At 61.7% G+C, this 12,488-nt stretch carries 17 protein-coding genes; 10 read left to right on the plus strand and 7 right to left on the minus strand.

Annotation, left to right across the window (positions count from 1 at the left end; translation table 11 throughout):
• Positions 1-25: 25 nt before the first annotated feature.
• Entirely contained in the window at positions 26-1,051 is a 1,026-nt protein-coding gene (gene hemE / locus K3179_RS05215; RefSeq protein ID WP_221562777.1) for a uroporphyrinogen decarboxylase, read from the minus strand.
• A gap of 312 nt (positions 1,052-1,363) precedes the next feature.
• Here hemE and K3179_RS05220 point away from each other — a divergent pair, with 312 nt between their 5' ends.
• From K3179_RS05220 to K3179_RS05260, 9 genes are all read left to right on the plus strand, one after another.
• Positions 1,364-2,221 (plus strand): pyruvate, water dikinase regulatory protein, encoded by an 858-nt coding sequence (locus tag K3179_RS05220; protein WP_345722107.1) that lies wholly within the window; start codon positions 1,364-1,366, stop codon positions 2,219-2,221.
• Entirely contained in the window at positions 2,218-2,814 is a 597-nt protein-coding gene (locus K3179_RS05225) for a Maf family protein (protein WP_221562778.1), read from the plus strand. The genes K3179_RS05220 and K3179_RS05225 overlap by 4 nt, the downstream gene beginning before the upstream one ends.
• On the plus strand, positions 2,811-3,662 hold the full coding sequence (gene aroE / locus K3179_RS05230; protein ID WP_221562779.1) for a shikimate dehydrogenase: 852 nt from the start codon (positions 2,811-2,813) through the stop codon (positions 3,660-3,662). Before K3179_RS05225 ends, aroE begins: the two co-directional genes overlap by 4 nt.
• A complete protein-coding gene (gene coaE / locus K3179_RS05235; RefSeq protein WP_221562780.1) occupies positions 3,659-4,261 on the plus strand; it encodes a dephospho-CoA kinase in 603 nt (200 codons plus the stop codon). Before aroE ends, coaE begins: the two co-directional genes overlap by 4 nt.
• 41 nt (positions 4,262-4,302) lie before the next feature.
• Positions 4,303-4,989, plus strand: a complete 687-nt coding sequence (gene dnaQ / locus K3179_RS05240; RefSeq protein ID WP_221562781.1) for a DNA polymerase III subunit epsilon — start codon at positions 4,303-4,305, stop codon at positions 4,987-4,989.
• A 67-nt stretch (positions 4,990-5,056) separates the two neighbouring features.
• Positions 5,057-5,626 (plus strand): ribosome hibernation-promoting factor, HPF/YfiA family, encoded by a 570-nt coding sequence (gene hpf, locus K3179_RS05245; RefSeq protein WP_221562782.1) that lies wholly within the window; start codon positions 5,057-5,059, stop codon positions 5,624-5,626.
• An 18-nt stretch (positions 5,627-5,644) separates the two neighbouring features.
• Positions 5,645-6,097, plus strand: a complete 453-nt coding sequence (locus K3179_RS05250; protein WP_425438791.1) for a PaaI family thioesterase — start codon at positions 5,645-5,647, stop codon at positions 6,095-6,097.
• Positions 6,094-6,444 (plus strand): DUF1491 family protein, encoded by a 351-nt coding sequence (locus tag K3179_RS05255; RefSeq protein ID WP_221562783.1) that lies wholly within the window; start codon positions 6,094-6,096, stop codon positions 6,442-6,444. The genes K3179_RS05250 and K3179_RS05255 overlap by 4 nt, the downstream gene beginning before the upstream one ends.
• Positions 6,445-6,646: 202 nt before the next feature.
• On the plus strand, positions 6,647-7,300 hold the full coding sequence (locus K3179_RS05260; RefSeq protein ID WP_221562784.1) for a cell wall hydrolase: 654 nt from the start codon (positions 6,647-6,649) through the stop codon (positions 7,298-7,300).
• A gap of 64 nt (positions 7,301-7,364) precedes the next feature.
• Here the strand turns inward: K3179_RS05260 and xth are convergent, their stop codons facing one another.
• The 3 genes from xth to K3179_RS05275 are packed head-to-tail and all read right to left on the minus strand — an operon-like array spanning position 7,365 to position 8,981.
• Positions 7,365-8,150 (minus strand): exodeoxyribonuclease III, encoded by a 786-nt coding sequence (gene xth / locus K3179_RS05265; RefSeq protein WP_221562785.1) that lies wholly within the window; start codon positions 8,148-8,150, stop codon positions 7,365-7,367.
• A gap of 38 nt (positions 8,151-8,188) precedes the next feature.
• Positions 8,189-8,518: a HesB/IscA family protein gene (locus K3179_RS05270; protein ID WP_221562786.1), complete on the minus strand. Its 330-nt coding sequence runs from the start codon at positions 8,516-8,518 to the stop codon at positions 8,189-8,191.
• Between the two features lie 31 nt (positions 8,519-8,549).
• Positions 8,550-8,981, minus strand: a complete 432-nt coding sequence (locus tag K3179_RS05275) for a CBS domain-containing protein (RefSeq protein WP_221562787.1) — start codon at positions 8,979-8,981, stop codon at positions 8,550-8,552.
• 111 nt (positions 8,982-9,092) lie between these two features.
• Between K3179_RS05275 and K3179_RS05280 the strand changes: the two genes are divergently transcribed.
• Positions 9,093-9,398 carry a hypothetical protein gene (locus K3179_RS05280; RefSeq protein ID WP_221562788.1) on the plus strand — a complete coding sequence of 102 codons (306 nt, stop codon included), beginning with the start codon at positions 9,093-9,095 and terminating at the stop codon, positions 9,396-9,398.
• A gap of 9 nt (positions 9,399-9,407) precedes the next feature.
• Here K3179_RS05280 and K3179_RS05285 read toward each other — a convergent pair whose 3' ends face one another.
• Genes K3179_RS05285 through K3179_RS05295 form a run of 3 tightly spaced genes read right to left on the minus strand, consistent with a single transcriptional unit; the run spans position 9,408 to position 12,438 of the window.
• The gene (locus tag K3179_RS05285) at positions 9,408-9,776 is read right to left on the minus strand and encodes a (2Fe-2S) ferredoxin domain-containing protein (protein WP_221563047.1); all 369 of its coding nucleotides are present in this window, start codon (positions 9,774-9,776) and stop codon (positions 9,408-9,410) included.
• Positions 9,766-11,886 carry a dipeptidyl-peptidase 5 gene (locus tag K3179_RS05290; protein ID WP_221562789.1) on the minus strand — a complete coding sequence of 707 codons (2,121 nt, stop codon included), beginning with the start codon at positions 11,884-11,886 and terminating at the stop codon, positions 9,766-9,768. Before K3179_RS05290 ends, K3179_RS05285 begins: the two co-directional genes overlap by 11 nt.
• A 42-nt stretch (positions 11,887-11,928) precedes the next feature.
• Complete coding sequence (locus K3179_RS05295) at positions 11,929-12,438, minus strand: DUF2497 domain-containing protein (RefSeq protein WP_221562790.1); 510 nt, start codon at positions 12,436-12,438, stop codon at positions 11,929-11,931.
• Positions 12,439-12,488 lie beyond the last annotated feature (50 nt).

Raw genomic sequence — 12,488 nt, forward strand, 5'->3', positions numbered from 1 at the left:
GATGTAGGGATCGCAGGCGGCTTCGTCACCCCTGCCAGCCCCTGACGGTGGCGATCAACCGCTCGACATGTGCGATCGGAGTGCGGCGATCGATGCCGTGTCCCAAGTTGAAGACGTGCGGGCGGTCCGAAAAAGCCTCGAGGATTGTCTCGATGCGCGTTTCGAGGGCCGGACTACCCGAAAGCAGCAGAAGCGGGTCCAGATTGCCCTGAACGGCCATTCCAGCTGGCAATTCGCGCGCGACCCACACTGGATCGAGCGTTTCATCGACCCCTACGGCCTTCACACCGGTTTCGCGGGCATAGGCAGGGAGCTTTTCGCCAGCACCCTTCGGAAAGCCGATGATGGGCGTTTCGGGATGTCGCTCGGCCAGCGCCGTCACGATCTTAGCATTGGGAGCGATGACCCAGCGTTCGAATTCATCGGGCGCGAGACTGCCGGCCCAGCTGTCGAACAGCTGGACGGCTTCCGCCCCTGCCTCGATCTGGCCGGACAGATACTCGATCGTCTCATGGGCAATCGCATCGAGGATCGCCTGCAATTTGCCCGGGTCGCGATAGGCCATGGCCCGCGCATCGTGCTGATCGCGGCTCCCCTCGCCGGCCACCATGTAGGTCGCGACGGTCCACGGACTACCCGCAAAGCCGAGCATCGTGACATCTTGCGATAGACGCTTGCGGCAGAGCCGGACCGTCTCATAGATCGGGTTATAGCGGGAGCGGTCGGGATTCAATCCGTCGAGATCGGCATCCACCAGTGGCGGGGAAAGCTTTGGGCCTTCGCCTGCGAGGAACTCGAGATGCTGGCCAAGCGCATGGGGCACGATCAGGATATCGGAGAACAGGATCGCTCCGTCGAAGCCGAACCGGTCGATCGGCTGCATCGTGATCTCGCAAGCCGCTTCGCTGTCGTAAGCCATTGCGAGGAACCCACCCTTCTCGGCGCGCAATTCGCGATATTCGGGAAGGTACCGGCCAGCCTGGCGCATGAGCCAGAGCGGCACCTTGTCAGCGCGCTTACCGTTCAGAGTGTCGAGCAGAAGGCCGGGCATCGAGAGAGAGTCCAATCCAATAAATAAGTATTATTATAAGAGTTGAAGGAGTCTGTTGGCCCTGTGGATATCGGGCATAGCCGCCCCCTGCCCCATTTCTCCCGCAAGGAAAAGGCCGGATGCCGGATTGCGACTCGTGGCAGGCCGTGAGTCGAGTCAAACTTATCCCGCTTCTCCCCAGCCTGCGCACAAGTTCCATTTGCTGTGCGGGAATCGCCCCCGAAGAGGACTCGTTATGGGGAGTGAATCGATCCCCGAACTTGTCGCCAGACTTGTGCCGTGGTTTATCCGGTGCTTCTCCACAGGCCGAAAGTGACCACCATCGCCGACCGTATCCATCTCCACCTGCTATCCGATTCCACCGGTGAAACGCTGGAAATGCTGGCCAAGGCCGCGCTCGCCCAGTTCGACGATGCCGATGTCGTGCGCCATTTCTGGCCGATGGTCCGCTCGCGCCAGCATCTCGACCGGATCGTGCCCGAACTCAAGGCCAATCCTGGCCTCGTGCTTTTCACGCTCGTCAATCCCGAAGCGCGTGCCCGGCTTGAAGAGGTGTGCACGCAAAACGGCTTGCCCGCTGTGCCGATCCTCGACCGTGTGACCGAAGCTTTAGAGAAAGCTCTCGGCCAGGAAGCCCACGGCCGACCGGGACGCCAGCACCAGATGGACAAGGCCTATTTCGAACGGGTCGAGGCTATCCAGTTCACCATCGCCCACGATGACGGGATCGGGTGGGAAAACTGGGAGGAAGCGGACATCGTCCTTGCGGGCGTGTCGCGCAGTTCAAAAACCCCTACCAGCATCTATCTGGCCAACCGCGGGTTCAAGGTCGCGAACATTCCACTGGTCGTGGAAAGCCCCCCGCCGCCCAAGCTTTTCGAGCTGCGCAAACCGCTGGTCGTGGGCCTTACCACCGCGCCTGAGCGCCTGGTCCAGATCCGCCGCAACCGGCTGCTCACGCTGAACGAGCAATCGCAGACCGCCTATATCGACAACGAACGGGTCAAATCGGAAGTGGCCTTCGCGCGCCGCATGTTTGCAGACAATGGATGGCCGGTCATCGATGTGACGAGGCGCTCGATCGAGGAGACTGCAGCCGCCATCATTCGCCTGTGCAGCGAGCGCAGTCACAGTTCAGGCGGCGATTTCGAAGGGGTGAAGGCCATATGAGCGGCATTGCAGGTACCGGCATTGTGCTCGCCTCGAATTCCGCCTCGCGCAAGGCGATGCTCGATGCTGCAGGCGTTTCCTATGTCGCACAGGCCGCCGATATCGACGAGCGTGCGCTCGAAGCCGAGATGGAGGGTGCCGATCCTGCGGAAATCGCGCAGGCCCTGGCTGCAGCGAAGGCCACAGCGGTATCGTCGGACAAACTTGTTCTGGGCAGCGATTCCCTTGTCGAGGTCGACGGGCGAAGGTTCGACAAGCCAGCAACCCGCAATCAGGCGGCCGAACACCTCCGCTTCTTCTCCGGCAAGGTAATGACACTGCATAGCGCGGCTGCGCTGGCGCTCGACGGCCGGATTGTCTGGATGGGATCGGATTTCGCGCGCCTCCGGGTGCGCGAGCTCACCGACGAGTTTATCGAGGCATACCTCCAGGCGGAGTGGCCCGAAGTTTCCTATTGTGTGGGCGTTTTCCGGATCGAGGGTCCGGGCGTGCAATTGTTCGAAAGCATCATGGGCGACCAGTTCACGGTGCTGGGAATGCCGTTGCTCCAGGTTCTCGACGCGCTGCGCGATGAAGGCGCCCTTCCCTCGTGAAGCCTTATGCAGAAGTCATCGGCGATCCGATCGCCCAGTCGAAATCGCCTGTGATCCACGGCTTCTGGATCGAGAAGCTCGGGATCGATGCGGAATATCGCGCGCATCATGTCATACCGGGCGATCTGGAGGCGTATCTTACCGACAGGCGCAAGAATGCCGACTGGCGCGGTTGCAACGTGACCATGCCACACAAGCAGGCGATCATTCCTTATCTCGACAGGATGGAGCCGCTGGCAAAGCGGGTCGGCGCTGTAAACACGATCGTCAGGGCCAAGGATGGCGCGCTCGTCGGGCGCAATACGGATGTCGCGGGCTTCCTAGAGCCTTTATGTAAGGAGCTTGCGGCGACCCATTATTTCCGCATGGCGCGCATCCTCGGAACAGGGGGTGCGGCGCGCGCAATCGTGGCAGGCCTTGCGAAGGAAGGGTTCACCCTCGTCCTCGCCGGACGCGATACCGACAAGGCACGCGCTCTTCTCGACGAGCTGGCCGAGGGTGAACATCATGTCGCGCCTCTGTCGCATTTTGCCGAAGAAACGGACTTCGCCTTCGACGACCGCAACGGCTGCTGCGATTTGGTCATCAATGCCAGTCCTCTGGGAATGCGGGGCCAGCCGCCGCTGCCGTTCGACTGGAGCCATGCTCCACCCGGATCCATCGCCTATGACATTGTCACCGACCCGCTCGAGACAGCCTTCCTGAAGTCGGCGCGCGATGCAGGGCTGCAGACTATCGATGGCCTTTCCATGCTGATCGGTCAGGCTGCGGCCGCCTTTCGATTTTTCTTCGGCATAGCGGCACCGCGAGAGCATGATGGCGAGCTGCGCGAAAGGCTGACCTCGTGACCCGCCCGACCATAATCGGGCTCACCGGCTCCATTGGGATGGGCAAGTCTACGGTCGCCGCGATGTTCGAACGTGCTGGCGTCCCTGTTTTCGATGCGGACAGGGAAGTGCGCCGGATGCAGGGCCCCGGCGGGAGGCTCGTCGCTGCTATCGAAGGGGAATTTCCGGGCAGCACGGATGAAACCGGTGTTCTGCGTGACAAGCTTGGCAAGCTGGTGTTCGGGGACAAGGCCGCCCTGGCCCGCCTCGAGGCAATCGTTCATCCGGCGGTTGCCGAGGAAAGGGGGGCTTTCCTGATCGAACACGCAGGTCAGGACATGGTGGTATTCGACATCCCCCTGCTGTTCGAAAAAGGCGGCCACGAAGCGGTCGATGTCATCGTGGTCGTTTCGGCCCCGGCCGAGGTCCAGCGCGAACGGGTTCTTGCCCGCCCCGATATGACGCCCGAAAAGTTCGCGCATATCCTCTCGCTCCAGGTCGCGGATATCGAGAAGCGCGCTCGCGCCGACCACATCATCGATACTGGAACGACGCTTTCGCAAACCGAACAGGCGGTGCGCACCCTCATCGACGAATTGCGTAGCCAGTCGCGAATCTAAAAACCTTGTAATCCGACAGCACGAGTCCGATAGTCCCTGCAATGCGCGAGATCGTTTTCGATACTGAGACCACCGGCCTCGATCCCAAGACAGGCGACCGGATGGTCGAAATCGGTTGCGTGGAAATGGTCAATCTCGTCCCTACGGGTGAGGTGTTCCACGCTTATTACAACCCGGAACGCGATATGCCCGCAGGGGCAGAGGCTGTGCACGGATTGTCTGCGGCGTTCCTGTCCGACAAGCCGCTATTCCGCGATACCGCGCATGAATTGATCGATTTCATCGGTGACGCGCCTCTCATCGCTCACAATGCCGGGTTCGATTTCGCCTTTTTGAATGCCGAATTGACCCTGTGCGAGCGCGAAGCCATCTGCATGAGCAGGATGGTCGACACCGTCGCCATGGCCAAGAAAAGGCATCCGGGCGCCAAGCTGTCTCTGGACGCCCTTTGTTCACGCTATGGCATCGATCGCAGCCATCGCGTCAAACACGGCGCCCTGCTCGATGCGGAATTGCTCGCTCAGGTCTATGTTGAACTCAAGGGCGGTCGCCAGATCGGCTTGGAACTTGCGGCAGAGCGGGTGCAGGTCATCGAGCAGGAAGTGGTCGCCGTTCGCCAGGCCCCGGACCGTCCGCGCCGCGAACCGCGGGCTCATTCGCCCAGCGAAGAAGAGCTTGCGCGCCACAGGAAGTTCATGAGCGGGATCGAAAACCCGCTTTGGGGTTAGTTTCGTAAGAGAGCGCGGCGCGTGTCGCCACGTTCCCGACCGGCATGCTGCGGTAAAGGAGAGAAATATGGATATTCGCGTCTCGGGTCATCAGATCGATACCGGCGCTGCGCTGCAGACCCATGTCGAAGACCGTATGCAGGGCATCGTGGACAAGTACTTCAACCGCGCGATTTCCTCGCACGTGACATTCGGCAAGGCGGCTGGCGGCGCGTTCTCTTCGGATATCGTCACCCATGTGATGCAAGGCCTCATCCTTAAAGGTCATGCCGAGGCGCACGACATCCACCAGGCATTCGACCAGGCGGCGAACAAGATCGAAAAGCAGCTGCGCCGCTACAAGAGGCGGATACAGGACCGGCACGAGCAGGCGCAGTATGCCATGCGCGAGGAAGAGGCCGCCTATACGATCTTCGCCGCGCCCGAGCCGGAGAACGATGACGAGGTTACCTCGGACAGCCCGCCGATCGTCGCCGAAACCAGTGCGATGATACCGGAATGCTCGGTAGCGGACGCGGTCATGATGCTCGACCTGCAGAACACGAATGCGCTGCTGTTCAAGAACGGCGCTACGGAAGCGCACAACATGGTCTACCGCCGGCCCGATGGTTCGATCGGCTGGGTTGAGCCGCGCTGACGGGACAATTCGATGGCAATGTCTGGCAATAGCGGCGCGGAGGGTCACTGGCGCGCCCTTGAGGGATTGTACGCCTCTGCACCCGTAAACGGCCTGTTCGATTCCTCGCTCGAGATCACCGGAGAAGGCAGTGCACGCATCACTTTCGATGTGACCGAGGCTGCCTATCATGCCGCCGGCGCCGCGCACGGGACGATCTACTTCAAGATGCTCGACGATGCGGCATTCTATGCGGCGAATACGCTTGTCACGGACCGTTTCCTGCTGACCACGTCCTTCAACCTCCATTTCACCAAGCCGGTCCGCGAAGGGCGCGTTACTGCCGAAGGGCGCTGGGTCAGCGGCAAGCGCAGGGTGTTTGTGGCCGAATCGCGGCTTGTCGATGCCGAAGGGGACGAAATAGGCCGCGGAACCGGGACCTTCATGAAATCACGCATCTCACTCTCCGGCCTGCCGGGATATGCCGCTTGAGCCACGGCTTTGAAGACGCACGACTGCCGACACATATCGAGGTGAGCGGCCTGATACGCCAGGCCCAGGCCGCCGGAGGTTTTGCTACCGTCCTGCAATCGGGCGAGCGCGATGCAGGAACGCTGGGCATATTAACCACGCAAAGTGGCAAAAATACAATGTTTTGGGAGCGCATGCCGCAGCTGGATGGGACACGCCGCTTTCAGGTCACAAGAACCCAAGTCACTGAAAATGCGCGGGAATTTGACGAGTATATCCGCCGCCGCATGGATCAGGACCCCGATCTTTGGATTTTGGAGCTGGATGGCCCCGAAATGGAACGGCTCATCGATTCCGGCCCCCGTTAACTTGACACGGTTTCAATTGTGACTATTTGGCTGCCCAGCTTCGATGCGTAGGCGGCTTTGGACGACAATGGGGTCGGCAAGCTAGCACGCAGACGGGGAACGACCGGCAGGCTCGAAAAACGGATCTGAATAGCATGGCACAAGTAACGTGCCTCTGATCCCGGCCTGCGACTGCGAGTTCACCGCTTAGTCACTCGGAATAATGCGAAAGACTTACCTAGCCCTCGCGGCGAGCGCAGTTACGCTTGTTGCAAGTTTTGCCGGTGCAGAAGAAACCGGTTCCATCGCCTTCGCTGCCGAAGCGGATGGTGAAACGACCGTCTCCGAAACCGAACTGACCGATGAGGTCGTCCCGGTTTTCGTCGAAGGCGAAGTCGTCCAAGAGCTTCCTGAAGAAACGGAAGCCACCGAGGAAATTCCTGCGGAAGCGCCGAAGGCCGAAAGCCTGCACGCCCTCGTTTCCGCCATGCCGGCAGCCGGACAGCTGTCGGAAGAGATGCGCTGCCTTGCCGGCGCCGTCTATTTCGAATCGCGCGGTGAGCCGCTCGAAGGCCAGCTGGCCGTTGCCCAGGTCGTTATCAACCGTAGCGAATCGCGCCAGTTCCCCTCCAGCTATTGCGGCGTGGTTTACCAGCGTGCCCAGTTCAGCTTCGTCCGCGGTGGCAAGATGCCGCGCATCAAGCAGGGCTCTGCCGCGTGGAAGCGCGCCAAGGCCGTTGCGCGCATCGCCCATCAGGGCCTGTGGGACAGCGAAGCAGACGATTCGCTCTATTTCCATGCGAACTACGTCCGCCCCAGCTGGGCGAAGCGCAAGGTCGCTCGCGCGACCATCAAGACGCACATCTTCTACCGGTAAATTTCCCTGGACGGGAATATGAGGCCGCTGCGCTCAGGCGTGGCGGCCTTTTGCTTTCGGATCGTCAGTCGGCGATCTCGACCCAGACCGGAGTGTGGTCGCTGGACTTCTCGCGACCGCGATATTCCTTGTCGACGCCGGCTGCCGTCATCCGGTCGGCGAGTTCGGGCGAGAGCAGCAGGTGGTCGATCCTGAAACCATGGTCGCGCTGCCATGCGCCTGCCTGGTAGTCCCAATAAGTCCACACGCCGCCGCGCGGATTGAGCGTATCGATCGCATCGGTCCAGCCATCGCCAAGCAGCCGAAAATAGGCATTGCGCGATTCCGGTTGCATCAATGCATCGGACGCCATCGCCTTGGGCGACCATACGTCCTTGTCTTCAGGAATGACGTTGAAGTCGCCCAGCACGACGGCAGGCACTTCTTCGTCCCACACGGCCTTCATCCGCGCGCGAAGCTTCTCCATCCAGGCCAGCTTGTAATCGAATTTCGGCCCCGGATGCGGATTCCCGTTCGGCAGGTACAGGTTGCAGATGCGAACTCCGTTCACCTCCGCCTCCAGGTAGCGGGCCTGTTCGCCCTCCCCGTCCTTTGGTCCGTCGATGCCGAGACCGCGCTGGATTTCGACCGGCTTCACGCCATCGGCCAGGATTGCGACGCCATTGAAGCTCTTCTGGCCGTGCCAGATCGCGTGATAGCCGATGCTTTCGAATTCCTCGGCCGGAAACCCTTCGTCCATCGTCTTGATTTCCTGCAGGCAGGCGACAGTGGGGCGCGTTTCTTCCAGCCATTCCTTGAGGCGTGGCAGGCGGGCCTTGATCCCGTTGATGTTGAAGGTGGCAATACGCATGGGCGGTCTGATGCCCGAAAGCAGCGCGCGGGTCTAACCTAAATCCCGAAGCTCGAACCGCATCCACATCCGGCAGCAGCCTGGGGATTTTCAACCTTGAATGCAGCCCCGCCGAGGGATTCGACGAAGTCTACCGTGCTTCCCGCGACCAGATCGAGGCTTACAGGGTCAACCACGAGGCGCACGCCATCGGTTTCGCTGACGCTATCCTCCGCATCGGGACCGTCGGACAGATCGAACTTGTACTGGAAACCCGAACAGCCGCCGCCCTCCACCGAAAGGCGCAGGATGGCAGGTTTCGCCTGCTTTTCGGCAATGGCGGCGACTCGCGCAGCCGCCGAGGGAGTGAGGGTGAGCATATCGGCCATGTGGGTCATGTAGGGAGCAGGTCGGCCCTGCTCAAGCGTGCGTGATGTAATCCCGCAAGGCCTCGGCTTCGTGCTGGACCTCGTCGAAGCGTGACTTCACCAGGTCGCCGATCGAGATGAAGCCGCACATCGCCTCGCTCTCGATCACCGGTAGGTGGCGAATACGGCGACGCGTCATGAGTGCCAGAGCGTCGTCGATGAGCGTTGCCCGCTCGACGGTAATCGCCGGGGAGGTCATCACGTCGCCGACACGCTGCTCGAGGCAGCTTTGCCCCTCTTCGGCCAAGCGGTGGATGACATCGCGCTCCGAGAAAATACCGGCAACTCGCCCATGTTCGAGGACGGGGAGGGCGCCGATCCGTTTCTCGGCCAGGATGCGAACCGCATCGCCCACGGTCTGGCCCACTTCCACCGAGATGATGTCCGAACTTGCCCGACCCTCGATAAGTGTGCCGATATTCATGCGCGCCTCCGTGTTTCGCCTGACAAGAGAATGCCATTTTTTACCCATCTTGGCGAGTCGGCCGCGTTACGCTTGTTGAAGAGCGTTGCCGCAATCGCCATGAGGGGGTTCATGACCAGACACTCGCCGCTCGACGATCCCCAACAGGCCGCATACGCCTGGGCGCGATTCCGCCGTCTCATGCGGTTCCTTTTCCTGCTGACCGTCGGCATCGTCGCGATCGCAATGGCGCTGCTGTACAAGCAGGGAAGCGCGGCCTCGGTCCATTATTATATCGCGATCGCACTCGGCATCGGCTTTACCATGCTGCTGACCGGGGCGCTGATGGGGCTGATGTTCCTATCGTCCGGCACCGGGCATGACGAATCGGTCGAAGACCCGACCCGCGACAGCTGGCAGGACAAGGACCCGGACTAGGACAGGGGGCTATTCGGGCGCGTGAAGCCGGTATTCTTCTACCGGAACGCCGCCGATCAGATGGCGCTGGATGATGGCTTCGAGAACTTCTTCATTGCAGGAGTGGTACCAGACATTCTCCGGCCACACGACGGCGATCGGCCCTTTCGCGCAAATCTGGAGGCAGTCGGCCTTGGTGCGCTGGACCGTCGCTTCCCGGCCAACGAGGCCAAGTTCCTTCATCCTCTTCTTGAGGTAATTCCACGCCGCCTTGCCGTCCTCACGCGAGCAGCATTTCTGCTTCTCGCTTACGGCGCACAGGAAAATCTGCCGCTCGACAGTGCCCGCTCCGATCTTGGCAAAGGCGCGCCGGGCTTTCTCCAGCGACTTACTCACTATCGCTTTCCGGTTTCAGCCAGCGGTCGAGCCAGGCGAATACGGTCTCATGCCACTGAAGCGAATTCTTCGCCCCGAGCACCCAGTGGTTTTCGGTCGGGAAAACCAGCAGCTGGCTCGGGATCTGGCGCTCCTGCAGGGCAGTGAAGCTCGCGAGGCCTTGCGTGTAGGGAACGCGGAAGTCCTGTTCGCCGGCAATGACGAGCATGGGTGTCTGCCAGTTTTCGACGTAGTTCACCGGATTCCAGCGCTCGTAAGCTTCGCTGTTTTCCGCATAGGAGCCTTCGAACTCCCACTTGGGAAACCACAGTTCTTCCGTCGTGTAGTAGAAGCTGCGCATGTCGAAGAGGCCGTCGTGCTGGACAAGGCAATCGAACCGGTCGGGCCATTGCCCGGCGATCCAGTTCATCATGTACCCGCCATAGCTTGCGCCCATTGCACAAGCCCGGGTGCCGTCGATCTGGCTATCCTTCTCCAGCGCTGCAGCGAGGCCCAGCTGCAGGTCTTCGAGGGGCTTGCCGCCCCAATCATTGCGGATGCTATCGGTGAAGGCCTGCCCATAGCCCGTCGACCCATGGAAATCGACGGAGATGACGGCATAGCCCTGGCTGGCGACGACGCGGGGGTTCCACCGGCTCGACCAGCCGTCGTTGAACGATCCTTGAGGTCCGCCGTGCACATAAAGGATGGCGGGCATTGGCCCTTCGCGACCGTCGAGCTTGGTAATCTGGCCCCACACGGTATCGCCGCCCGCTCCGGTGAAGCTGAAGCGTTCGACCACGACAGGAGCGAGCCGCTCCATGACGCCGGCCGCGACCTGCGTCATCGGCTTGGCCTGGCCCCAGTCACGTGACAGGTACATTTCGGACGGCGCACCGATCGAATTGCGCGTGAACACCAGATCGCCGCCATGCAGCGGCGTGATGTCGGAAATCCGGGCCTCGTTCCCGGCCATCAGGTCGAGCCGCTCGACCGATCCGTTGCGAGGATCGATACGGTATGCGGGCGTGTCGAGAACATCCTGTGCCCCGGCAACCAGCCAGCGCGAATCGGGGGTCCAGGCAAGGCTCTGGAAGCTGCGATCGAAGGCTGAGGTAAGGGCGGTCGTCACGCCGGTCTTGAGATCGCGCAGCATGACCACCTGGCGGTCGGCCTCGTAGGTGGGGCGCGCCATGGCGACATAGGCCAGATACTGGCCGTCGGGCGAGGGGGTGGGAAGCGCATCGAGCGCCTCGTTCTCGGCGGTCAGGTTGACCGGCGCATCACCGGACAGGTCCGAGAACCAGATGTCGAGATTGGTGGAGTAGGGCTCGCCCGCGCCGGTTTCGCGCGCGGTAAAGAACACGCCGTCGCCATCGCTCGACCATGCGACGTCTTCTCCGCCGCCGAAGGGCATCGTCGGGGTATCGCCGTTCGGGCCGCCTGCACCCAGCGAGCCGTCGACAGCCGTACCTGTGCCTTTAGCGACGCCGTTTTCTATCGGGAAGGTAAAGACACGGCTGAGCGTGCCGGGCGTTTCCCAGCTATCCCAATGCCGGTAAAATCCGCCGTCACCTTCGTAGAGTCGACCGTCGCCTGGGCCGGGCAGGTGCGCCTTGGCGCTGTCATCGCAATCGATGGCGGTGCAGGTGCGTGCAATGTCGGTCCAGATCGCGATACGCTCGCCGTCGGGCGAGACGCGGTATCCGTGAACTGCGCGGGGCAAGGCGGTAACCTGGCCCTTCTCGGAAACCGTTCCGTCGGCAGCGATCCGCGCGCGCCAGACCTGGCTCGTTGCGTCTTCGCCTTCGCCGTCCGCGATGAAATAGAGCCAGTCAGCGTCGCCGAAAGATGCCGAGCTGCCGTCGAGATCGAGTTCGATAGGACTGCTGCCGGGCTGCGAAAGCGAGCTCAGGAAGAGAGTGCTCGTCCGCTTGTAGCTTTCCGGGTCGGTCGTCGTCACTGCATAGACTGCGTGGGTCCCCTCGGAATTGACCGTCGGGCTTCCTAGGCGCGGCATCGTGACGAGGTCCTGCGCGCTCATCGGTGCGGCTGCATCTTGCGCAGCGAGCGGCGTAGCGAGGAGCGCGAATGCGCTAGCGAGCGGGAGTGCGGCCCGGATGTTATGCTTCATGGCGCGCGGTGTAGCGCGCAGAAGTGGCCAAGGGTAGGGGGATTAGCTCTTCTTGCCGGCGATGCGGGCAATCTCGGCTTTCACGAGTTCTTCGACCATGCCGGGCAGGTTCGTTTCCAGCCAGTCGGCCAGCATCGGACGGAGCATGTCGCGCACCAGGCCTTCCAGCGAGGTTTCGCCCTGGCGTACGATCTGTGGCTGCTTTCCGGGTTGCGAGAGCATAGCCAGCGCCGCGAAGTTGTCGCGCATCGCCTGGCGCGTATCGCCGCGGGTCAGGGCGTCAGCATCGTAATCCTCATCGACCGAAGACGCTGTATCGGCGTCTCTACCGGCAGCCGCGGCATCGACATCGATTTCCTCGCCTAGATCATTACCCAGTTCGAGGACGTCTTCAGCTTCCTGCTCGTCGACCGGTTCGCTCGGCTCGGCTGGCGCTGCACGGCGGCTGCGACGCTCGGCAATCATCTCGCTGCGCTCTTCGCTATCGCGCGCGATGACTTTCTTGATCGAGTCGAGGATTTCTTCGACCGAAGGTTCGCCGTGCTGTCCCATGCCTGTCCCTGTTGCCTCCAACGCATCCCGAATCGGGGCGCTTGATATAG

The organism is Qipengyuania intermedia (genome assembly GCF_019711615.1).
Taxonomy (GTDB): domain Bacteria; phylum Pseudomonadota; class Alphaproteobacteria; order Sphingomonadales; family Sphingomonadaceae; genus Qipengyuania; species Qipengyuania intermedia.

What these genes read in the sequence shown, in the direction of transcription:
- K3179_RS05295 (WP_221562790.1), bottom strand. Translation starts at nt 12,438, where the DNA reads ATGGGACAGCACGGCGAACCTTCGGTCGAAGAAATCCTCGACTCGATC.
- hpf (WP_221562782.1), top strand. Translation starts at nt 5,057, where the DNA reads ATGGATATTCGCGTCTCGGGTCATCAGATCGATACCGGCGCTGCGCTG.
- K3179_RS05275 (WP_221562787.1), bottom strand. Translation starts at nt 8,981, where the DNA reads ATGAATATCGGCACACTTATCGAGGGTCGGGCAAGTTCGGACATCATC.
- hemE (WP_221562777.1), bottom strand. Translation starts at nt 1,051, where the DNA reads ATGCCCGGCCTTCTGCTCGACACTCTGAACGGTAAGCGCGCTGACAAG.
- xth (WP_221562785.1), bottom strand. Translation starts at nt 8,150, where the DNA reads ATGCGTATTGCCACCTTCAACATCAACGGGATCAAGGCCCGCCTGCCA.
- K3179_RS05280 (WP_221562788.1), top strand. Translation starts at nt 9,093, where the DNA reads ATGACCAGACACTCGCCGCTCGACGATCCCCAACAGGCCGCATACGCC.
- K3179_RS05270 (WP_221562786.1), bottom strand. Translation starts at nt 8,518, where the DNA reads ATGGCCGATATGCTCACCCTCACTCCCTCGGCGGCTGCGCGAGTCGCC.
- K3179_RS05290 (WP_221562789.1), bottom strand. Translation starts at nt 11,886, where the DNA reads ATGAAGCATAACATCCGGGCCGCACTCCCGCTCGCTAGCGCATTCGCG.
- dnaQ (WP_221562781.1), top strand. Translation starts at nt 4,303, where the DNA reads ATGCGCGAGATCGTTTTCGATACTGAGACCACCGGCCTCGATCCCAAG.
- K3179_RS05225 (WP_221562778.1), top strand. Translation starts at nt 2,218, where the DNA reads ATGAGCGGCATTGCAGGTACCGGCATTGTGCTCGCCTCGAATTCCGCC.
- K3179_RS05250 (WP_425438791.1), top strand. Translation starts at nt 5,645, where the DNA reads ATGTCTGGCAATAGCGGCGCGGAGGGTCACTGGCGCGCCCTTGAGGGA.
- K3179_RS05260 (WP_221562784.1), top strand. Translation starts at nt 6,647, where the DNA reads ATGCGAAAGACTTACCTAGCCCTCGCGGCGAGCGCAGTTACGCTTGTT.